Here is a 20,544-nt window from a genome sequence, read left to right as displayed (position 1 = left end):
AAACTCAGAAGAATATCCCGTCCAGAGGCGAAGAAGCCGAAGCGTAACGCCGCCTGGGCATGCGCCCGGCAAGATACGCCTTGCGCCCGGCGATCACGCCAAACTTCATCGCCTGCGCCATCAGCACCGGGTTTTTCGCCTCGGCGATGGCGGTGTTCATCAGCACCCCGTCGCAACCCAATTCCATCGCGATCGCCGCGTCCGAAGCCGTCCCTACCCCGGCGTCGACCAGAATCGGGACGCGCGCGTTCTCGACGATGGTGCGGATGTTGTACGGGTTGCGGATCCCCAGCCCAGAGCCGATCGGCGCCGCCAGCGGCATGACCGCAACGCACCCAAGATCTTCCAGCTTTTTGGCAACCACGGGGTCGTCATTGGTGTAGACCATGACCTCAAACCCCTCTTGAACCAAAATCCGGGCCGCTTCCAGCGTTCCCACCACGTCCGGGTATAAGGTCTTCTCGTCCCCCAACACTTCTAGTTTGACCAGCCGGTGGCCCAAAAGCTCGCGCGCCAGATGACAGGTACGCACCGCGTCCTCGACGGTGTAGCAACCGGCGGTGTTGGGCAAGATCAAGTAGCGCTCGGGGGAGATCACGTCCAAAAGGTTAGGCTCGTCCTCGCGCTGGCCAAGGTTGGTGCGGCGGATCGCCACGGTGACGATCTCCGCGCCGCTGGCCTCAATGGCGGCTTGGGTTTGGGCCAGATCTTTGTATTTTCCGGTCCCGACCAGCAAGCGCGAGCCAAACACCCGGCCGGCGATGATCAAAGGGTCGTCTTCCGGCTCTCCCCCCCCGATGGCGCGCACGATCTCGATCCGATCGCCCGCTTGCAAGAGTTCTTCGGCGTAGCGACCGTGCGGGACGATGCGCCGGTTTCGCTCCACGGCGATCTTAGCCCCGGAAAGGCCCAACTGCGCTATCAGCTCAGCCAAAGAAGCGCCCGCCCGAACCGCACGCACCTGGCCGTTGACGACCACTTCCACGGTTTCCATCATCGTCCCCCCGAATTGCCCCGGCGTTTGCGCACCGCCTGCGCCAGCATCTCCAGCACCCTCTCGCTGTCCTCCCAGCCCAGGCAGGCGTCGGTGACGCTTTTGCCGTACTCGAGCGGCTGGCCGAGGCGGATATCCTGCCGCCCTTCCTTGAGATTGCTCTCCACCATTACCCCAAAAATGCGCTCGTCTCCGGCGGCGATTTGCTGGCTCACATCCTCCGCCACCAAAAGTTGGCGTTTGTACTGCTTGAAGCTGTTGCCGTGGCTGAAGTCGATCATGATTCGGGGAGGGAGTCCCGCCTGTTCCAGAGCCTCGGCCGCCTCGTTGACGCTTTCGGCATCGTAATTGGGCCGCCGCCCGCCGCGTAAGATCAGATGGCAGTCTTCGTTGCCGGTGGTGGCGAAAATCGCCGAATGCCCCGCTTTGGTAAGCGAGAGAAAATGGTGCGGGCGCCTGGCCGAGGCGATGGCATCCACCGCCACCTGCACGGAGCCGTCGGTGGCGTTTTTAAATCCTACCGGGCACGACAACCCCGACGCCAACTCCCGGTGCACTTGGCTTTCGGTCGTGCGCGCGCCGATCGCCCCCCAGGCGATCAAATCCGAAATGTACTGCGGAGTGATCAAGTCCAGATACTCGGTGGCCGCCGGCAAGCCCAGTTCGTTGACGTCCAAAAGCAGCTTACGGGCCAGGCGCAGGCCCTTATTGATGTTGAAGCTTTCGTCCAGGTCCGGGTCGTTGATCAAACCCTTCCATCCCAGGCGAGTGCGCGGTTTTTCAAAATATACCCGCATCACGATCAACAACTCATCGGCCAACGATTCCTTCCACCTCACCAAACGGCCGGCATAATCGCGCGCCGCCTCTGGGTCGTGGATCGAGCAAGGGCCGATGATCACCAACAGGCGGCTGTCTTCGCCGTTCAAGATGGCGTGGATCGCGCGGCGGGTCTCGTAGGTGGTGCGAGCGGCCGCCTCGGTCAGAGGCAATTCGTCGTGCAGCTGCTGGGGGGGGATGACCTCTTTAATCTCGCGAATTCTCAAGTTTTCGGTACGGTAACGGTTGGACATGGCCAAAATCCCTAAATTGTCGCGCGTTTTATTTTACAAGCTCAGACCTTGCTAAGGAGAGTTGGTTTCTCTTAGCATAGGCCAAGCCAGACGCAGATAGTTGATCATAGACCACAAAGTCATCAAAGCAGCCAGCACCAGGAAGGCGTAGCCAAACGGCTGCAGCAGCTCGGTCGCCCAATCCACCGCAAACAACAACAAGGTGATGGCGCTCATCTGCAGGGTCGTCTTGAGCTTACCCAACCAAGAGACCTCTACCTTCTTGCGCTGACCGATGGCGGCCATCCACTCCCGCAGTGAAGCGACTGCGATTTCGCGCCCGATGATGATCACCGCCGCCACCGCCAGCCAAGGTTCCGGATCGTTCTGCACCAAAAGCACCAAAGCCGCCGCCACCATCAGCTTGTCTGCCACCGGATCCAAGAACGCGCCGAAAGCGGTCGTTTGATTTAACCGGCGCGCCAAGTAACCGTCTAGCCAATCGGTAAGCGAGGCGAGCAAAAACACCAAAGCGCACCCGATCCGCGCCCCCGACCACGGCAAGTAAAACAACAGCACCAATACCGGGATCAAGGCAATACGCAGCAGAGTCAACCAAGTTGCGATATTGAACGAACCCGTACTCAAGCGCTTTGCTCGTGCAAAGTTGCGTAAATGCGTTGCGCCAGATGCCGGCCTATGCCCGTCACCGAGCTGAGCGCCTCCACGCTCGCCCTTTTGATGCCCGCCAAACCGCCAAATTGCTGAAGCAAGCGTTGGCGGCGATGCGGCCCCAGGCCTTTGATGGATTCCAACACCGACCGGCGTTCGGCGGCGCGGCGCCGCCTGTGGCCTTCCAAGGCGAAGCGGTGGGCTTCGTCGCGGACCTGGCGGATCAACAGCAGTCCCGGATGATCCCCGGGCTGCACCCAAACATCCCGCCAAGCCAGATAAAGCCTCTCTTCCCCACCGCGCCGCTCTGGTCCCTTGGCAACGCCGACGATCGGAATTTTACCCAAGCCTAGCTCCGCCAACACCGCCAAAGCAAGCTGCGCTTGCCCTTTGCCGCCGTCGATCAACACAAGATCGGGCAAGGGATCGGCGTGCCGAAAGCGCCGCCGGATCGCCTGCGCCAAGGCGGCATAATCGTCGCCCGGGGTAATCTCGCGAATGTTAAACCGCCGGTAAGAAGACTTGACCGGCCCTTCCCGCGCGAACACCACGCAAGCGGCGACCGTCTGATTCCCCTGGGTGTGGCTGATGTCAAAACATTCCAGGCGATTGGGTAGGTTTTCCAAGGACAAAAGCGCCGCCAAAGCCTCAAATCGAAACTTAAGCACGCCCCGCCTGGCCAAGCGCTGGTCGAGCGCGGCCTGGGCATTGACCTTGGCGATTTCCAGCCATTCTCGACGCTGACCGCGAGGTTGGCCGATCAGGCGCACTTTATGACCCGCTTGGCGGCTGAGCACCTCCGCCAGCAAAGCGGCTTCTTCCGGTTCCTGGCTGAGCAGGATCTCGGCGGGAATCGGCTTGTCCAGATAATACTGGCTCAAAAAAGCGCCCAGCACTCGGGCCGGAGTGGCCTCCGGCGGGCAGGTCGGAAAATACGCCTTGTTTCCCAGGTAGCGCCCGCCGCGAAACCAGGCTACCTGAACGCAAGCTATCCCTTCGCCTAAGGCGACCGCGACCGCGTCCAGATCGCCTTGCCCGTCCGCCAGCGCGCGTGAATCCAAAATCCCACGCAAGGCCGCGATCTGATCGCGATAACGCGCCGCCTGCTCAAACTCCAACCGACTTGCCGCCGCCTCCATCCGCCGCACTAAATCGTCGATCAGCGCTTGCCCTTGCCCTTCCAAAAACTTTAGCGTGTCCTCCACGTGTTGCCGGTACTCGGCTTGGGTAACGTAGCCAACGCAAGGCGCCGTGCAGCGTTTGATCTGATACTCCAGGCAAGGTCGGCTGCGGTGGCTGTAATAACTGTCTTCACACTGCCGCACCGGAAAGACTGTTTTGAGGATCTTCAGCGTCTGCCGCACCGCGCTCGCGCTCGGATAGGGCCCAAAATACCGCCCCGGCAGCTTACGCGCCCCGCGGTGAAAACCTACTCTAGGAAAAGGATGTTCGGTAGACACGTAAACGTACGGATACCCCTTGTCGTCCTTGAGGCAGACGTTGTAAGGCGGCCGATAACGCTTGATCAGCTGGCTTTCCAACAGCAACGCTTCGCCTTCGGTGCGCGTGACCGTCACTTCGATCCGGCTGAGTTTGGCCAACATGAGCCGCTGTTTGGGAGATGGCTGGCCGCGGAAATAACTCGCTACCCGCTGCCTTAGATTCGCCGCCTTGCCGATGTAAATGGGGTTCCCCGCCGCGTCCAGCATCCTATATACCCCAGGCAAAGGGGTCAAGGTTTTCAGGAACGCCTCGATGTCGAAAGGGGCCGTCATCGCCTCAAGCGCTCAGCATCCCCCGCAGAACCGTCTGCAGGATACCGCCGTTGCGGTAATACTCAAGCTCTTGCGCGCTGTACAAACCGACGTCCGCCGGGAAGACAATCCGCCTTCCGTCCTCGGCTTGGGCGATCACCTCCACCTCGGCGCCCGGACGCAAATCCTCACCCAACGCCATGGTGTAGCGTTCACGCCCGCTCAGACCCAGGCTTTTGGCGCTGTCTCCCGGCTTGAAGGTCAGCGGCAAGACCCCCATGCCCACCAAGTTGCTGCGGTGAATCCGCTCGAAGCTTTCGGCCAAGACCGCGCGCACCCCCAACAGCCTTGGCCCCTTGGCGGCCCAATCGCGCGAGCTGCCCATGCCGTAATCCTTGCCGGCCAGGACGATCACCGGCACCCCTTCGGCAAGGTAGCGCATGGCCGCATCGAAGATCCACATCAACTCGCCGCTCGGCAGGTGGACCGTAACCCCCCCTTCTTTGCCCGGCACCAGTAAGTTTTTGAGGCGGATATTGGCAAAGGTGCCGCGCATCATCACTTCGTGGTTGCCGCGGCGGGCGCCAAAGGTGTTGAAATCTTTGGGATCGACGCCCTTGGCGCGCAGATAATCCGCCGCCGGCCCTTCGGGGATCACCCCGGCCGGAGAGATGTGATCGGTAGTTACCGAATCCCCCAGCATCACCAACACTCGGGCGCCTTCGATCGGCCGGATAGGTTCCGGCTGCAACGGCAGGTCCTTGAAGAAGGGCGGCTCTTGGATGTAGGTGGAGTCCGGCGGCCAGTCGTAAAGGACGCTGCCTTTTGTCTCGATGGCGTTCCACTCCGGGCTAAACTCGTCGATCCGGGCATAGACGCGGCGGAATTTGTCCGGATCGAACGCCGCCTTGAGCACCTGCTCAAGCTCGGTACGGGTAGGCCAAAGATCGTGCAGGTAAACCGGTTGTCCGTGCGCATCGGTGCCTATAGGCTCGCGGCTGAAATCGATAGCGACCGTGCCCGCCAGGGCATAGGCGACCACCAAAGGCGGCGAAGCCAGATAATTGGCCCGCGTCAGAGGATGGACGCGGCCTTCGAAGTTCCGATTGCCGGATAGAACCGCCGCCACCACCAGCTGCGAAGACTTAATCGCCTGCGCCACCGCCGGTGGCAAAGGACCGCTGTTGCCGATGCAGGTGGTGCAGCCGTAACCCACCAGATGAAACCCTAAGCACTCCAGATAAGAAAGAAGCCCGGTTTGTCGCAAATATTCGCTCACCACCCGCGACCCGGGCGCTAAGCTGGTCTTGACGTAAGGCGGGACTTTGAGTCCCCTCTCCACCGCCTTTTTCGCCAACAACCCCGCGCCCAGCATCACCGAAGGGTTGCTGGTGTTGGTGCAGCTGGTGATCGCCGCGATCACCACCGAACCGTGGGTGAGCTCGGCGGCTTTGCCGTCCAACTCGACCACTGCTTTGACGCCCGCCTGGTCTTCGGTGAGACCAAAGCCGCCCGCGCTCGGCGGACGGATCAGCGCTTGGCGAAAAGAATCTTTGACCGCGCCCAGGCGGACCCGATCCTGCGGCCGGCGGGGCCCGGCTAGACTCGGCTCGATCGTGCTCAGATCCAGCTTGAGGACTTCGCTAAAGCGCGGAGGCGGGGTAGTATCGGTGCGAAACAGCCCTTGCGCTTTGCAATACGCTTCGATCAATTCGACCTGCGAGTCCGGCCGGCCAGTGGCGCGCAGGTAATCCAGGGCGGCTTGATCGATCGGGAAAAAGCCGACTGTGGCGCCGTATTCGGGCGCCATGTTGGCCACTGTGGCCCGGTCCGGCACGCTGATGGCGCTCAAGCCCGCGCCATAAAACTCGACGAATTTCCCTACCACCCCGTGTCGGCGCAGCATCTCGGTAACCGCAAGCACCAAGTCGGTCGCGGTCGCGCCTTCGGGCAAGGCGCCTAGGAGTTCCAAGCCGACCACCTGCGGGGGAAGCATATACAGAGGCTGGCCGAGCATCGCCGCTTCCGCCTCGATTCCGCCTACCCCCCAGCCCAGAATCCCCAGGCCGTTGATCATCGTTGTATGGGAATCCGTCCCCACCAGGCTGTCTGGATAGGCGATCCCTTCCTTGAGAAACACCCCACGGGCCAAGTATTCCAAATTGACCTGATGCACGATCCCCACCCCGGGCGGAATGACCTTGAACGCCTTAAACGCTTTCTGACCCCACTTGAGGAACTGATAGCGCTCTAAGTTACGGGAAAATTCCAGGCGCATGTTCTTCGCCAAGGCGTCGGAGGTGCCGAAATAATCGACCTGCACCGAATGATCGACCACCAGTTCGGCCGGGATCAAGGGTTCGACCCGTCTCGCATCCTTCCCGAAGCGCTGGACCGCCTGGCGCATCGCCGCCAGGTCTACCAGCGCCGGCACGCCGGTAAAATCTTGCAACAAAACCCTGGCCGGCCTAAATGGAATCTCAAATTCAGCGCCACCGGCCGGGTTCCAGCGCGCAAGCGCGGCCACGTCCTGCTCCTTAACCCGCTCGCCGTCGCAGTGGCGCAAGACGGATTCGAGCAGGATCTTGATGGTGACGGGCAGCGCCGAGACCGCGCCGAGGTTTTGCGCTTCCAGCCGTTCCAAGCTGAAATAGGTCACCTTCCCGGAGCTCGTGGGCAACTGGGCGCGGCTGCCGAAAGGATCAAAAACCTGCATTCCAAACTCCGTATGTCCAGGTCGATTCAGTAAATGCTCACCAAGGCCCGAAGCACATCCACTCGGCTGATCAGCCCGACCAAGCGGCCGTCCTCGATGACCGGAAAGTGACGCAGCCGGCTTTTCTGAAACCTTTCGGCCACCTCGAGGATGCTGGTATCGGGAGTCACCGTCTCGATCTCGGTGTTCATGTATTCCCCGACCTTCCCTCCCATCTGCTCGTGATAGGCTGCATCCAAGACCACGTGCAGGCAATCCATCTCCGAAAAGGCACCGACCAGCCGCCCCTGCTCGTCCAACACCGGAGCCCCGGTGATCTTGTGCTTGAGCAACTGGCGAATCGCTTCGAATACCCCCATGTTCGGGGTGAAAGTCACCAAATTGGTAGCCATGTGCTCCCGCACGCTGATATTTCGCAACATCGCTCTTCCCCTTTCAGTCATTCAGGCTTATCGCAGCCCTTTTTACCCTGCGCGCACAGACACTCACCGCCACCGACCCCACCGCAACTGCCCTTAATCGCCGGCCGCCCAAATAGCACCCCAATCGCCATTAGGCCGAAGACGACGGCAATCACGGCGAAAGTCACTAAAAAAACACTCATGACGCACCTCCACGCACGTGTCGCAAAAACGCCGAGGTCGGCTTTTCGCTAAAACCCCCTTCGTTTTCTTTGACAATAAACAAAGCCGCAATATTCTCCTTTTCGGCCTTCGCAAAACCGCTCTCCGGCCCGAGCACCATCAAAGCGGTCGCCAACGCATCCGCTTGCATGGTAGTATGACAGAGCACCGTCACCGACGCCAAGCGGTGCGCAATAGGCCAGCCGGTACGAGGATCGATGGTGTGGGAAAACCTTTTGCCATCCGCCTCGAAATAATTGCGGTAGTCCCCAGAGGTGGCTACGGCGATGTCAGAAAGCTCGAGAACCTTTTCGATTTGGCGGACTTTGGGAACCGGCTTTTCGATCGCAATCCGCCATCCCTTTCCTCGTGGACTTTTACCGCGCACTCGCACCTCGCCGCCGATCTCGACCAGGTAATCGTAAATTCCTAAAGATTCTAAGTATTCCCCCAGACGATCTACGGCAAATCCTTTGGCGATCGCCGAAAGATCCACGTACAGATCGGGCCTCCGTTTACGCAGAGCAGGCGGGGCTAGACGAACTTCCAGGTTTTGATAGCCGATGCGCGCCTTGGCCGCCTCGATGGCCTCAGCAAAGGGCGCCTCGGTTCGCTTGGGATCCGGGCCAAATCCCCACAGATTGACTAAGGGGCCGACGGTGACGTCGAACGCTCCCTCGCTCCAGCGGCTAACCTCCAAAGCCGTCGCCACCACTTTGGCCAAATCTTCCGAGACCGGCTGCCAATCCAGGCTTTCGCTCCGATTAAAACGCGACAGCTCAGAATCCGGCAAATAAGTGGACATTTGCTTGTCCACCTCCTCCAATCGGGCCTCGAGCTGCGCTTTGAGCTTCTCTGAGTCGATTTCAGGCGGAATCCGGGTGGCTTTGACCGTAAAGCTCGTGCCAAGCGCCAGCCCAAAATGCTCGAATTGGACCTTAGCCGGCTGACTGCAGCCGGCCACAAACAAAACGAGGAGCGCCAAGGCTCCTCGCCTAAGGCCGGCCGCTATACCTTTCTCAGCCGCCGAAGTCGTCCAGCAGGATGTTTTCCCGTTCGACACCCAGATCCTCCAGCATCTTGATCACCGCGGCGTTCATCACCGGCGGACCGCACAAGTAATATTCGCAGTCTTCGGGAGCAGGGTGATCTTTGAGGTAGTTTTCGTAGAGCACTTCGTGGATGAAGCCGGTAAACCCGGTCCAATTGTCCTCCGGCTTAGGTTCAGACAGCGCCAAAAACCAACGGAAATTGGGATGCTCCGCCTGCAGCTTATCGAAATGATCCACGTAAAACGCTTCGCGCAAGCTTCTTGCGCCGTACCAGAAGGTCATCTTGCGCTTGGACTTTAACCGGATCAGCTGATCGAAGATGTGCGAGCGCATCGGCGCCATCCCCGCGCCGCCGCCGACGAAGACCATCTCGTTGGTGGTATCGCGGGCGAAAAACTCGCCAAACGGCCCGGAGATCGTGACCTTGTCTCCAGGCTTGAGGCTGAAGATATACGAAGACATCTTCCCCGGCGGCACGTTCAACCCCGGAGGCGGGGTGGCGATACGCACGTTGAGCATGACGATGGTGTTTTCGAGCGGGAAGTTGGCCATCGAGTACGCTCTCACCACCGGCTCATCTACTTTCGACTCGAGCTTCCACAGATCGTATTTGTCCCAATCGGCGCGATACTCCGGGTCGATGTCAAAATCGGAGAACTTCACGTGGTGCGGCGGACACTCGATCTGGATATACCCCCCAGCGCGAAAGTCCAAGGTCTCCCCGGGCGGCAAATCCAGCACCAATTCCTTAATGAAAGTCGCCACGTTGCGGTTGGAACGCACCGTGCATTCCCATTTCTTGACCCCGAATACGGATTCGGGGACTTCGATCTTCATTGGCTGTTTGACCGTCACCTGGCACGACAGCCGTTCCCCTTCCCTAGCCTCGCGCTTGCTGATATGGCTGGCTTCAGTAGGCAAAAGCTCCCCACCGCCCTCGAGCACCTTCACCCGACACTGGCCGCAGGTCCCCCCGCCGCCACAGGCGGAAGAGACGAATAGATGATTGTTGGCAAGCGCCATCAGCAGCTTGGAACCGACCGGTGCCTTGATGGTCTTCTGGTGGTTGATGACGATTTCGACCTCACCCTGCGGAACCAGCTTAGTCTTGGCCCATAAGATTCCCATCACCAAGGCGAGTACGATGAGGGTAAAAAAGACGACTCCTAACAGAATCTCCAACATGCTTTGCCCCTGGTTTAGAGCTGAATCCCAGAAAACGCCATAAATCCAAGCGACATCAGCCCCGCGGTGATGAAGGTGATGCCCAATCCCTGAAGCCCCGCCGGCACATCGCTATATTTGAGCTTCTCTCGCACCGCGGCCATGGCGGTGATCGCCAGCGCCCAACCGAACCCGCTGCCGATTCCGTACACCACGCTTTCGGCTAAGCTGTAGTCGCGCTCGATCATGAACAAGCTGCCGCCCAAGATCGCGCAGTTGACCGTGATCAACGGCAAGAAAATGCCAAGCGCGTAATACAGCGCAGGGAAGAAGCGATCGAGCACCATCTCTAAAATCTGGACGATGGCCGCGATCACGCCGATGCTGGCCAAAAAGGTCAGAAAGCTCAAGTCCACGTCCGGCAAACCAGCCCAGCCTAGCGCCCCTTCTTTGAGAAGATAGGCGTGGATCAGGTGATTGGCCGGAACCGTGAGCGTCTGGACGATCATCACGGCAATCCCCAAGCCAATGGCGGTGGCGATCTTTTTCGAGACCGCCAAGAAGGTGCACATCCCGAGGAAAAAGGCGAGCGCTAAGTTCTCGATAAAAACCGATTTGACGAACAGGCTGATCAAAGCTTCCATCACGCCACCTCCCCGTGGGCCGGCAAGATCTTGAATTCCGGGATCTCGCGCTGCTTAGGCTTAAAAGTCCGAACCGCCCAGATCAACAGCCCGATGATAAAGAACGCGCTCGGCGGCAAAAGCAACAAGCCGTTGGGTTCGTACCAACCGCCGTTTTTAACCAGCGGCAGGATCTCCACCCCAAACAGGCTGCCGGAACCAAACAACTCGCGGATGACCGCCACCGTCATCAGGATCAAGCTGTACCCTAAGCCGTTCCCCAAGCCGTCGAAGAAGCTGGGCAGCGGGGGATGCTGCATCGCATAGGCCTCAGCCCGCCCCATCACGATGCAGTTGGTGATGATCAGCCCCACGAACACCGACAACTGCTTGCTAATATCGTAGGCAAAAGCTTTTAAGATCTGATCCACCACGATCACCAGCGAGGCGATGATGGTCATCTGCACGATGATCCGGATACTCGCCGGGGTATGGTTGCGGACTAAGGCGATTGCGGCATTGGAGCAGGCCACCACCGAAGTCAAAGCAATGCTCATAATCAGCGCGGTGGCCATCTTCGAAGTGACCGCGAGCGCCGAGCAGATCCCAAGCACCTGAAAAATGATGGGATTGTTGTCGAGCAAAGGATCGACCAACACCGGCTTGATTTTCTCAAATTCAAATTCTTCCGCTTCTAATACCTCGTCGCTCATACTCGCCTCCTTCACTACCTTGCACACAGCTTGTCGAGAAAGGGTTTGTAGCCGTCCTCGCCAAGCCAGAAACGAATCAAATTGCTTACCCCGTTGCTAGTCAAAGTAGCACCTGCCAAACCGTCGACCAGAAACTCGGCCCCCGCTTGGCTGGGACTCACGCTCCCCTTGACCAGACGCAACACCGGAGCGCCGGATTCGGCATAGACCTTTTTGCCCTTCCACAACGCCCGCCAGTTTGGATTGACCACTTCCCCGCCGAGCCCCGGAGTTTCCTTCTGGTCGTAAAAGTTGATGCCAATCACCGTATTGCAGTCCGGCTCCAGCGCCAAAAAGCCGTACATAGTGGACCACAGACCATACCCCCAAACTGGCAAGACCAAGGCTTTGAGTCCTCCGTCCTCGCCTTTAAGAAAATAGACGGTGGCGTATTTAGGCCGGCGCTTGATCGAGGCAACGTCTTTTTCCCGCGGGAGCGGCTCGCTCAGCTTGGGATCCTTAGCCGCCTTTCGCATATCATAAGCATTTGGGTCAACGCCTTGCGCAACCTCCCCGGTTCTGAGATCGATGACTTGGATCTCAAAGTTCTCAAAGGCTTTATCTACGTCGACATCCTCCCCCCACATGCCGACCACTTCAAGGATATTGCGTTTCATGTCGGCCGCTTGGTTGCTTTGCTGCAACGGTTTTAAGGAGACGGCCGCGAAAGCCACGAGCACGGCACAGACCAGGCACAACCAAAACGCGACCGCCAGAGTTTTCTCGAAGCTGTCGTTGGGAAGCGCAAGAATCCTCTCGGCATAGGCTTTGGCCCGCTCGCGCCAAACTTTAAAAGTACTCGCAAGTTGCATCTGCTCAAGCATTGCGTCTGGCCCTTCTGCGAATGTTGGCTTGGATTACAAAATAGTCGATCAGCGGCGCAAAAATGTTGGCAAACAACACCGCCAGCATCGCCCCTTCCGGGAACGCCGGGTTCACTACCCGGATCAGCACGGTCATCACCCCGATCAGGATTCCGAAAATCCAGCGCCCGGTATCGGTCATGGCGGCGCTGACCGGATCGGTGGCCATGAACACCAAGGCGAACGCCAATCCGCCCAAGCTCAAATGCCAATACCAGGGCAGGGAAAACATTGGGTTGGTCGAGCTGCCGATAAGATTAAACAAAGTCGAGGTCGCAATCACCCCGATCAGTACCCCGGCCATGATCCGGTAACTGGCAACCCCCGTGTAAAGCAGGAAAATGGCCCCGAGCAGGATGGCCAAAGTCGAGGTTTCCCCTAAGGATCCAGGGATAAAACCGAAAAAGCTCTGGCTCCAGGTATAGCCCGCCGCTTGAATCGCCGCCAGCCCCCCTTCGGCGCCTAAAGCTAAAGGAGTTGCGGCGCTGTAGCCGTCCACCGCGACCCAGATCGAATCCCCCGTCATGTAAGCCGGATAAGCGAAAAACAAGAACGCCCTGCCGGTGAGCGCGGGATTCAAAAAGTTCTTGCCGGTCCCACCGTACACTTCCTTGCCCAATACCACCCCGAAGCTGATGCCTAAAGCCACCAGCCAAAGCGGAATCGTCGGCGGCAAAGACAGAGCAAACAAGATCGAGGTGACGAAAAACCCTTCGTTGATCTCGTGCTTGCGCACCAGGGCAAATATAGCCTCCCAAATTCCCCCGACGACGAAGGTGACAATGTAAACAGGGAAGAAATACACGGCCCCATGCATCAGGCACGACAGGGGATTTGAAGGATTGTAACCAAACCAATCCATGATCGCGCCGCGCCAGTTGGGGATGGTCGTAAGTCCAAGCGCTTGCATCGCCTGGTTGGCTTGATAGCCGGTGTTGTAAAGGGCAATGAAGATCGCCGGGAAAGTCGCCAGCCAGACATAGACCATCACCCGCTTCAGGTCCAAGGCATCGCGCACGTGGACCGGATTGGGCGTCACGTCCGCCGGCCAATAGAGAAACGTGTCCACCATTTCATACAGGGGATACAGCTTCTCGTAGCGCCCCCCTTTGGCGAACAAAGGATGGATTCTGTCTAAGAACGTTCTCAGCTTGGACATCAGCCTTCCTTTTCGATTTGGGTTAAGTTTCTTCTAAGGACCGGACCAAAGTTGTGCTTGCCGGGATCGACGAAGGTGCACAAGGCCAGGTCTTCTTCGTCGAGCTCCAAACAACCAAGCGCCTGCGCCATCTCGGTATCGCCTACGACTAGCGCCCTGAGCAATTGGGTCGGCAGAATATCCAACGGCATCACTCGCTCATAGACGCCGATAGGAATGATGGCTCGGTGGCTGCCACACAGCGCGGTGGTGAGCCGGTATTCCTGCGGTTTTTGCCGCCGGAGCAAAAAAACATCCAAGAGGGAAAACTTGTGGTCGGCGCCTTTCATCTCGATCCAGCCGAACAGCTCGCGCTGGCGGTATTCCTCGAGCACGCTCACTTGATTGTGGTAATTCCCTAAAAAGGCCGCCCAACCCTGGGCCTTGCGGCCGTTGAGCACCGAACCGGAAATAACGCGATACGGACCTTGGCATGCGATCTCCCCCGCGGTCAGATCGTCCAGATTGGCTCCCACCCGAGTCCTAAGCAACCGCGGACGCTTGACCACGGGCCCGGCCAATGAGATCACCCGCTCTACATTCAGGCGACCCGTAGTAAACAGCGCTCCGATAGCCATAACCGACTGATAATCCAGGTACCAGACGGTTTTGCTCGCGCTGACCGGATCCAAAAAATGGATATGGGTGCCGGGAAGTCCTGCCGGATGCGGGCCATCGAACCCGACCACTTGCACTTTTTCCCCATCGACCGCAGGAAACCCAGAGTTTTTGGCCGACCGGCACACGAACACTTTGCCGGGAGTCAAGTGCGAGATCACTTTTAAGCCGTTGCGGAAATCCTCGACCCGCTCCGCCAACACCACGGCCGGATCGGCGGCGAGCGGATTGGTGTCGATTGCCGTCACAAAGATCGAGTGCGGCACCGCATCCGGCGCCGGCACTTTGCTGTACGGACGGGTACGCAGGCGCGTCCACAGTCCAGAATCTAGGAGATTCTGCTTGACTTCCGCTAAGCTCAGATCCTCCAAACGACTCGCAGGATAGCTGGCAAAGCTTTGTTCTTCGTCCCCTTCCAGCTCGATCACCACCGACAACAGCGCCCGCCGCGGCCCGCGGTGGATCGCTTTGACTATCCCGCTGCCGGGGGATGTGTATTTGATCTCCGGATGCTTCTTGTCGACAAACAGCGCTTGCCCCAGCTTAACCCGGTCCCCTTCTTGAACTTGAAGGGTCGGCCGCAGATCGTGAAAATCCTGCCCGAGGACCGCCACCGACCGGACCTCGTTTGCGTCTTCGAAAATTTTTTGCTCCGGCTTCCCGGCAATGGGCAAGTCCAGACCTTTTTTGATTTTTATCACCATAGACTCTACGTCCACGAACAATCAGGAACAACCCACCCGCCCCCTTTTACCTTAGGCCGGACGGGACAAAACGCACGGTATTACAGCATAAAACCTTGCATTGAACAACGCGCGGACGGGCAAAAAAAGAGCGGGGAATCCCCGCTCAAACACCCTTCCCAGAGAAAATGGCTAAATTTGGAAGGAAATTGCTTTAAATATAGAGGCTTTCCCAGCTATAAGTTTAATCTACAGCAAATCCAACAGGTGCTTTTAGGAAACGCTCCATTTCCACGTCTTCGGCTATAATCTAGGCTATGCCCAAAGTCTCCGTCATCCTACCGGCTAAAAACGAGGCCGCCTCTTTGCCCTCTCTTCTGACGCGCGTGCGCCAGCTGCTGCCGGAAGCCGAAATCTTGGTCGTTGACGACGGCTCCACCGACGGCACCGGCGATCTGGCCGAGGCTCTTGGAGCGCGGGTCATTCGCCACCCCTACAGCATGGGCAACGGTGCAGCCATCAAAAACGGGGCGCGCGCCGCTTGCGGTGAGATTTTCGTGTTTATGGACGCCGACGGCCAGCACGATCCCGAAGACATACCGCGCTTGCTGGCTGCCTTTGCGCAAGGCTATAAAATGGCGGTTGGCGCCAGACAAGCCGATACCCACGCTTCTTCAGGAAGGCGGTGGGCCAACTGGATCTACAACCGCCTGGCCTCGTTCATGACCGGCTACCCGATCGAAGATTTAACCTCAGGGTTTCGCGCTGCCGACGCCGAGTGTTTTCGCAAGTTTCTTTACTTGTTGCCCAACGGTTTTTCCTATCCTACCACTTGCACGATGGCTTTTTTCCGCGCCGGCTTTCCGGTAACTTACGTTCCGATCCGCGCTGGCCAGCGCCATCAAAACAGCCGCAGCCACATCCGCTTGGCGCGCGACGGCATCCGCTTCTTGATCATCATCTTTAAAATCGGCGCTTTATTCTCCCCCATGCGTTTATTCTTGCCGATCGCCGCTTTTACCTTCGCCACCGGCTTGGCTTATTACGCTTATACTTTTTTCTCGTGGGGGCGCTTGACCAACATGTCGGTGGTCTTATTCTTAGGGTCGCTGTTCATCTTCCTGATGGGGATTTTGTCCGAGCAGATCGCGTCGCTGCACTACAAGCTTCATGAGTAAAACAAATCTTTAAGGCAGGCGCCTGGATCCTCCGCGCGCATGAACGCCTCCCCGACCAAAAACGCGTGAACGTCCAAAGCGCGCAGTTTGGCTACATCTTCCGGGGTACGGATGCCGCTTTCGGCGACTACCAAAAAGTCCTCAGGGATCTTAGGCAAAAGATTTAAGGTAGTTTCCAAGGAGACTTTAAAGGTCTTGAGATCGCGGTTGTTGATGCCCAAAATGACCCCTTTAAGGGACAGAGCCCGCTTAAGTTCTTCAGCGTCGTGCACCTCGACCAGCACCGCCAGCCCGAGCTCAGCCGCCAGTTGGCTCAAGTCGTGCAGCTGCGAATCGTCCAAAGCGGCCACGATCAGCAAAATGGCATCGGCCTGGATGGCCCGGGCTTCGTAGACTTGATAAGGGTCGATGAGGAAATCCTTGCGCAGCGTGGGGAGGTGAGCGGCTTGTTTGGCCAACTCCAGATACGCCTCAGAGCCCTGGAAATACTTGGCATCGGTCAGCACCGAAAGGCACGCCGCCCCGTGCGCCGCGTAACTTGCGGCGATCGCGCGCGGATCGAAGGCTTCCCGAATCACTCCTTGGCTTGGGGAAGCTTTCTTGATCTCGGCGATCACCGCCGGTTGACTCTCCCTCACCCGACGCTGCAGAGCGCCGTAGAAATCCAGCGGCGCCGCTTGCGCCTCGGCCAATTCGCGCACCTCGGCCAAGGGGATGCGCCGCTTGCGCAGGTTCACTTCTTCGCGCTTGGTAGCAAGGATCTGTTGGAGAAGGTCGGGATTGTTCATCGGCTTTGGGTCCATTCGATCAATGCGTTTAATTTGGCCAAAGCCGCGCCCGAATTCAACACCGCGCGGGCTTTGGCCACCCCGCCGGCCAGCGAATCGCTCAGACCGGCAACGTAGATCGCCGCCCCGGCGTTCAAGGCGACGACGTCGCCGGCCGGCCCCGGCTCCCCTGCCAATACCCTACGCAGGACGTCTAGGCTGGCGGCGACCGAATCGACTTGAATTGCCGCAAGCGGCGCCCGCTTGAGGCCAAACTGCTCCGGCGTGATCGTGTAGGTCCGCACCTCGCCTGCCCGAAGCTCCGCCACCTGGGTAGGCGCCGCCACGCTGATCTCGTCCAGCCCATCTTCGGCGTGCACCACCAACGCGTGCCTACTACCCAAACGCTGGAGCGCCCGCGCAAGCAGCGTCACATAACGCGCATCGAACACGCCGACAAGCTGATGCTTAGCGCCTAAGGGATTGAGCAAAGGGCCGAGCAGATTAAACAGCGTCTTGACCCCAAGCTCCCGCCGCACCGCGGCAACCTGCTGCAACGCCGGATAATAGCAAGGAGCATACAGAAAGCCGACGCCGATTTCCTCAAGACAGCGCCGAACTTGGGATAAAGTCAGGTCCAGCTTGACTCCGGCCGCCTCCAGCACATCGGCTGAGCCGCTCACGCTCGACACCGAGCGATTGCCGTGCTTGGCCACCTTGCCGCCGGCGGCCGCCACCACGAACGCGGCCGCCGTCGAGATGTTGAAGGTATGGGCCGCATCTCCTCCGGTGCCGCAGGTATCGACCAGATGCTCGCTGGCAATTTCCATCTGGACGGCTTGCTTACGCAGCGCCTCGGCGGCGGCGACGATCTCTTCCACGCTCTCGCCTTTAGCGCGAAGCGCGACCAAAAACCCGGCCACCTGGGCGGGCGTAGCGTTACCCGCGAGAATCTGGGCCAACGCCGCCTGCATCTCAAGAGGCTCAAGATCGGCCGGCTCGAGCAGCTTGGCAAGGGCAGCGCGGAGGTTCATCGGTCGTGCAAAAAGTTGCGGAGCAAGTCGTGGCCGTGCTGGGTCAAAATCGATTCAGGATGAAATTGCACTCCTTGGATCGGATATTCCTTGTGGCGCACGCCCATGATCTCCTCAAAGTTTCCCGCCTTATCCTGAGTCCAGGCGGTGATTTCTAAACACTCCGGGAGGCTGTCGCGCTCGATCACTAAAGAGTGGTAGCGGGTGGCTTGGAAAGGGCTGGGCAATCCGGTGAACACGCCCACGCCCGTGTGATACACCAACGAAGTCTTGCCGTGCATGATCGCCTTGGCGTGGACGATGCGCCCGCCGAAAGCCACGCCGATGCTCTGATGGCCCAGGCACACCCCCAAGATCGGCAGCTTGCCCTTAAAACGCACGATCGCGGGCACCGAAATGCCCGCTTCCTTCGGGGTGCAGGGACCCGGGGAGATGACGATTTTATCCGGCTTGAGGCGCTCGAGGTCTTCAAGGCTTACCTGGTCGTTGCGCACCACGGTCACTTCCGCTCCCAGCTCGCCCAGGTATTGGACCAAGTTGTAGGTGAAGGAATCGTAGTTGTCGATCATCACCACGCGGGTCATACCGAAAGCCCCTCCACGGCTTGAGCCACAGCGCGGAACAAGGCGCGTCCCTTGTTCATCGTCTCCTCCCATTCCTTGGCCGGAACCGAGTCGTACACGATCCCCGCCCCGGCTTGAACGTGGAGTTGACCGTCCTTGATCACCGCGGTGCGGATGGCGATGGCGGTGTCGAGGTTGCCCGCCCAGCCGATGTATCCTACCGCCCCGGAGTAGATGCCGCGTTTGACCGGTTCGAGTTCGGCGATGATCTCCATCGCCCGGATCTTGGGCGCCCCCGAGACGGTTCCGGCCGGGAAAGTCGCCGCCAGCGCGTCGAAGGCATCCAAGCCGGATTTGAGCTTTCCCGTGACGTTGGAAACCAGGTGCATGACGTGGGAATAGCGCTCGACGATCATTTTCTCAGTCACCTTGACGCTGCCGATTTCCGCCACCCGGCCGACGTCGTTTCTCCCTAGATCGATGAGCATCAGATGCTCGGCCAACTCCTTGGGATCGGCCAGCAGCTCTCGCTCGAGCGCGAGATCTTCTTTTGACGTTCGCCCGCGGGGACGGGTCCCGGCGATAGGGCGAACCGTGATGACACCTTCTTCGAGCCGAACGAGGATTTCCGGCGAAGAACCGACGATATGGCAGTCTTTGAGGTTGAGGTAATACAAATAGGGGGACGGATTGAGCCAGCGCAGCGCGCGATAGACGCTCAAAGGTTCGCCGCGGTAAGGGATGGACAGCCGCTGGGACAACACGACCTGCATGACGTCGCCAGCGACGATGTAGTCTTTGATCCGCGCCACCGCTTGTTCAAAGCCTTCGCGGGTAAAGCCGGAGACAAAATCCGCCTCAGCGATGCGATACCGTTGGTCTTCTACCGGATACGCACAGCTGCTGCGCAAACGCGCGACCCAGGCTTCCAAGCGCGCCTCAGCCCGCTCCAACGCCTCGGGCTCATTAGGATCGGCGTGGGTGATCAAAGTGAGCCTGCCGGCCAGATTGTCAAACACTAACAAGTCTTCCGAAACCATGAGCAGAATGTCGGGCGTCTTAAGCGAGTCGGGCTTGGCCGCAGCCGATTTTAACCTAGGTTCCAGATAGGCGACGGTCTCGTAACCGAAATAGCCCACCAGCCCCCCGCTGAAGCGGGGCATATCGGGCAGACTGGGGACGGCAAAACGCTTAGCAAAGTCCTTGATCCAGCCCCACGGGTCGGCACTAAAGCACGTTTCAACCACTTCCTCCCCGCGAGAAACTTCGATTTTGTCCCCATAAACCCGAACCACCTGCCGCGCCGACAGGCCGATGATGGAATATCGGCCGAAGCGCTCACCGCCGTGCACGGATTCGAACAGATAGGTATACGGCTGATCGGCCAGCTTAAGGTAAGCGCTTAAAGGGGTATCTAGATCTGCGAGGATCTCGCGGCGGACCGGAATGCGGTTGTAGCCTAGGGCAGCAAGTTCGCGAAACCGTTTTTTGGTCATCTTGGCTTTTCGCCCAAGCCTCTGGCGATCTCCGCGCGCATCGCCGAGATCACCGCCCGATAATCCGGCTGGCCGAAGATTGCCGAACCAGCAACGAAAGTATCGGCCCCGGCGGCGGCCACCTGGGCGATGTTGTCCACCTTGATGCCGCCGTCTACTTCCAGCCGTATCGGCCGGCCCGAAGCGTCGATGATCCGCCGCGCTTGCTCGATCTTGCGTAGCACATACGGAATGAACGACTGGCCGCCAAAGCCTGGGTTGACCGACATCAGCAAGATCATATCGACCCGCTCGATGGCCCAGTCGAGGTAATCTAAGGGGGTTACGGGATTGAACACTAGCCCAGCCTTGCAGCCCACATCCTGAATGAGCTGCAGGGTGCGATCCACGTGTTCGGAGGCCTCTGGATGGAACGTAATGTACGTCGCTCCCGCTTTGGCAAAATCGGGAATGATCCGATCCACCGGCTTGACCATCAAATGGACGTCGATGGGAGCGGTAATTCCATACTTGCGCAGCGCCTCGCAGACCATTGGACCAAAAGTCAGATTGGGGACGTAATGGTTGTCCATCACGTCGAAGTGGACGATGTCCCCACCGGCCTGCAAAACGTTCTTTACTTCCTCGCCCAGCCGGGCGAAATCGGCCGATAAGATCGAAGGGGCAATCCAGGGTGTCTGCATCTTAAGGTCCTCAACTTGCTGAAAAAAGCTAAGTGTAACCGATTTTACTCCAAGACAAG

At 58.9% G+C, this 20,544-nt stretch carries 19 protein-coding genes; 1 reads left to right on the top strand and 18 read right to left on the bottom strand.

Features of this window, described 5'->3' with window-relative positions; genetic code table 11:
- Window positions 1-4 precede the first annotated feature (4 nt).
- The 13 genes from thiS to ACYQ3M_RS07925 form a co-directional block, all read right to left on the bottom strand.
- A complete protein-coding gene (gene thiS, locus ACYQ3M_RS07985; RefSeq protein ID WP_460035592.1) occupies window positions 5-985 on the bottom strand; it encodes a sulfur carrier protein ThiS in 981 nt (326 codons plus the stop codon).
- A gap of 8 nt (window positions 986-993) precedes the next feature.
- Window positions 994-2,067, bottom strand: a complete 1,074-nt coding sequence (gene aroG, locus ACYQ3M_RS07980; protein ID WP_460035543.1) for a 3-deoxy-7-phosphoheptulonate synthase AroG — start codon at window positions 2,065-2,067, stop codon at window positions 994-996.
- Between the two features lie 51 nt (window positions 2,068-2,118).
- The gene (gene pgsA, locus ACYQ3M_RS07975; RefSeq protein WP_460035542.1) at window positions 2,119-2,694 is read right to left on the bottom strand and encodes a CDP-diacylglycerol--glycerol-3-phosphate 3-phosphatidyltransferase; all 576 of its coding nucleotides are present in this window, start codon (window positions 2,692-2,694) and stop codon (window positions 2,119-2,121) included.
- A complete protein-coding gene (gene uvrC / locus ACYQ3M_RS07970; RefSeq protein WP_460035541.1) occupies window positions 2,691-4,493 on the bottom strand; it encodes an excinuclease ABC subunit UvrC in 1,803 nt (600 codons plus the stop codon). Before uvrC ends, pgsA begins: the two co-directional genes overlap by 4 nt.
- Window positions 4,494-4,497: 4 nt before the next feature.
- On the bottom strand, window positions 4,498-7,188 hold the full coding sequence (gene acnA, locus ACYQ3M_RS07965; protein WP_460035540.1) for an aconitate hydratase AcnA: 2,691 nt from the start codon (window positions 7,186-7,188) through the stop codon (window positions 4,498-4,500).
- A gap of 26 nt (window positions 7,189-7,214) precedes the next feature.
- A complete protein-coding gene (locus ACYQ3M_RS07960) occupies window positions 7,215-7,610 on the bottom strand; it encodes a CBS domain-containing protein (protein ID WP_460035539.1) in 396 nt (131 codons plus the stop codon).
- 178 nt (window positions 7,611-7,788) lie between these two features.
- A complete protein-coding gene (locus tag ACYQ3M_RS07955) occupies window positions 7,789-8,796 on the bottom strand; it encodes an FAD:protein FMN transferase (protein WP_460035538.1) in 1,008 nt (335 codons plus the stop codon).
- Between the two features lie 34 nt (window positions 8,797-8,830).
- Window positions 8,831-10,048 (bottom strand): NADH:ubiquinone reductase (Na(+)-transporting) subunit F, encoded by a 1,218-nt coding sequence (nqrF, locus tag ACYQ3M_RS07950; RefSeq protein ID WP_460035537.1) that lies wholly within the window; start codon window positions 10,046-10,048, stop codon window positions 8,831-8,833.
- Between the two features lie 14 nt (window positions 10,049-10,062).
- Window positions 10,063-10,671 (bottom strand): NADH:ubiquinone reductase (Na(+)-transporting) subunit E, encoded by a 609-nt coding sequence (gene nqrE, locus ACYQ3M_RS07945; RefSeq protein ID WP_460035536.1) that lies wholly within the window; start codon window positions 10,669-10,671, stop codon window positions 10,063-10,065.
- Window positions 10,671-11,363 carry an NADH:ubiquinone reductase (Na(+)-transporting) subunit D gene (locus ACYQ3M_RS07940; RefSeq protein WP_460035535.1) on the bottom strand — a complete coding sequence of 231 codons (693 nt, stop codon included), beginning with the start codon at window positions 11,361-11,363 and terminating at the stop codon, window positions 10,671-10,673. The genes nqrE and ACYQ3M_RS07940 overlap by 1 nt, the downstream gene beginning before the upstream one ends.
- A 14-nt stretch (window positions 11,364-11,377) precedes the next feature.
- Entirely contained in the window at window positions 11,378-12,226 is an 849-nt protein-coding gene (locus ACYQ3M_RS07935) for a Na(+)-translocating NADH-quinone reductase subunit C (protein WP_460035534.1), read from the bottom strand.
- Window positions 12,219-13,424 (bottom strand): NADH:ubiquinone reductase (Na(+)-transporting) subunit B, encoded by a 1,206-nt coding sequence (locus ACYQ3M_RS07930; RefSeq protein ID WP_460035533.1) that lies wholly within the window; start codon window positions 13,422-13,424, stop codon window positions 12,219-12,221. Before ACYQ3M_RS07930 ends, ACYQ3M_RS07935 begins: the two co-directional genes overlap by 8 nt.
- A complete protein-coding gene (locus ACYQ3M_RS07925; RefSeq protein ID WP_460035532.1) occupies window positions 13,424-14,785 on the bottom strand; it encodes a Na(+)-translocating NADH-quinone reductase subunit A in 1,362 nt (453 codons plus the stop codon). Before ACYQ3M_RS07925 ends, ACYQ3M_RS07930 begins: the two co-directional genes overlap by 1 nt.
- 296 nt (window positions 14,786-15,081) lie before the next feature.
- On the opposite strand from ACYQ3M_RS07925, the gene ACYQ3M_RS07920 reads away from it, so the two are divergent.
- Window positions 15,082-15,942, top strand: coding sequence for a glycosyltransferase family 2 protein (locus ACYQ3M_RS07920; protein WP_460035531.1), 861 nt, complete (start codon window positions 15,082-15,084; stop codon window positions 15,940-15,942).
- On the opposite strand, the gene trpC is transcribed toward ACYQ3M_RS07920, so the two are convergent.
- Genes trpC through rpe form a run of 5 tightly spaced genes read right to left on the bottom strand, consistent with a single transcriptional unit; the run spans window position 15,933 to window position 20,485 of the window.
- Window positions 15,933-16,730 carry an indole-3-glycerol phosphate synthase TrpC gene (trpC, locus tag ACYQ3M_RS07915; protein WP_460035530.1) on the bottom strand — a complete coding sequence of 266 codons (798 nt, stop codon included), beginning with the start codon at window positions 16,728-16,730 and terminating at the stop codon, window positions 15,933-15,935. The two genes, ACYQ3M_RS07920 and trpC, sit on opposite strands and share 10 nt — an antisense overlap.
- Entirely contained in the window at window positions 16,727-17,743 is a 1,017-nt protein-coding gene (gene trpD, locus ACYQ3M_RS07910) for an anthranilate phosphoribosyltransferase (RefSeq protein WP_460035529.1), read from the bottom strand. Before trpD ends, trpC begins: the two co-directional genes overlap by 4 nt.
- Window positions 17,740-18,327, bottom strand: a complete 588-nt coding sequence (locus ACYQ3M_RS07905) for an anthranilate synthase component II (RefSeq protein ID WP_460035528.1) — start codon at window positions 18,325-18,327, stop codon at window positions 17,740-17,742. The genes trpD and ACYQ3M_RS07905 overlap by 4 nt, the downstream gene beginning before the upstream one ends.
- Window positions 18,324-19,802 (bottom strand): anthranilate synthase component I, encoded by a 1,479-nt coding sequence (gene trpE, locus ACYQ3M_RS07900; RefSeq protein ID WP_460035527.1) that lies wholly within the window; start codon window positions 19,800-19,802, stop codon window positions 18,324-18,326. Before trpE ends, ACYQ3M_RS07905 begins: the two co-directional genes overlap by 4 nt.
- The gene (rpe, locus tag ACYQ3M_RS07895; RefSeq protein ID WP_460035526.1) at window positions 19,799-20,485 is read right to left on the bottom strand and encodes a ribulose-phosphate 3-epimerase; all 687 of its coding nucleotides are present in this window, start codon (window positions 20,483-20,485) and stop codon (window positions 19,799-19,801) included. The genes trpE and rpe overlap by 4 nt, the downstream gene beginning before the upstream one ends.
- Window positions 20,486-20,544 lie beyond the last annotated feature (59 nt).

It is taken from the genome of Methylothermus subterraneus (assembly GCF_054656915.1).
Note: the sequence above shows the minus strand (reverse complement) of the source record. Positions and strands in the feature narration are given on the sequence as shown.

Bases quoted from the DNA above. Each gene is read 5' to 3' on its own strand.
- ACYQ3M_RS07940 (WP_460035535.1), bottom strand. From the start codon at position 11,363: ATGAGCGACGAGGTATTAGAAGCGGAAGAATTTGAATTTGAGAAAATC.
- nqrF (WP_460035537.1), bottom strand. From the start codon at position 10,048: ATGTTGGAGATTCTGTTAGGAGTCGTCTTTTTTACCCTCATCGTACTC.
- ACYQ3M_RS07905 (WP_460035528.1), bottom strand. From the start codon at position 18,327: ATGACCCGCGTGGTGATGATCGACAACTACGATTCCTTCACCTACAAC.
- ACYQ3M_RS07935 (WP_460035534.1), bottom strand. From the start codon at position 12,226: ATGCTTGAGCAGATGCAACTTGCGAGTACTTTTAAAGTTTGGCGCGAG.
- ACYQ3M_RS07920 (WP_460035531.1), top strand. From the start codon at position 15,082: ATGCCCAAAGTCTCCGTCATCCTACCGGCTAAAAACGAGGCCGCCTCT.
- acnA (WP_460035540.1), bottom strand. From the start codon at position 7,188: ATGCAGGTTTTTGATCCTTTCGGCAGCCGCGCCCAGTTGCCCACGAGC.
- uvrC (WP_460035541.1), bottom strand. From the start codon at position 4,493: ATGACGGCCCCTTTCGACATCGAGGCGTTCCTGAAAACCTTGACCCCT.
- rpe (WP_460035526.1), bottom strand. From the start codon at position 20,485: ATGCAGACACCCTGGATTGCCCCTTCGATCTTATCGGCCGATTTCGCC.
- nqrE (WP_460035536.1), bottom strand. From the start codon at position 10,671: ATGGAAGCTTTGATCAGCCTGTTCGTCAAATCGGTTTTTATCGAGAAC.
- ACYQ3M_RS07960 (WP_460035539.1), bottom strand. From the start codon at position 7,610: ATGTTGCGAAATATCAGCGTGCGGGAGCACATGGCTACCAATTTGGTG.
- ACYQ3M_RS07925 (WP_460035532.1), bottom strand. From the start codon at position 14,785: ATGGTGATAAAAATCAAAAAAGGTCTGGACTTGCCCATTGCCGGGAAG.
- trpC (WP_460035530.1), bottom strand. From the start codon at position 16,730: ATGAACAATCCCGACCTTCTCCAACAGATCCTTGCTACCAAGCGCGAA.
- ACYQ3M_RS07930 (WP_460035533.1), bottom strand. From the start codon at position 13,424: ATGTCCAAGCTGAGAACGTTCTTAGACAGAATCCATCCTTTGTTCGCC.
- trpE (WP_460035527.1), bottom strand. From the start codon at position 19,802: ATGACCAAAAAACGGTTTCGCGAACTTGCTGCCCTAGGCTACAACCGC.
- trpD (WP_460035529.1), bottom strand. From the start codon at position 17,743: ATGAACCTCCGCGCTGCCCTTGCCAAGCTGCTCGAGCCGGCCGATCTT.
- aroG (WP_460035543.1), bottom strand. From the start codon at position 2,067: ATGTCCAACCGTTACCGTACCGAAAACTTGAGAATTCGCGAGATTAAA.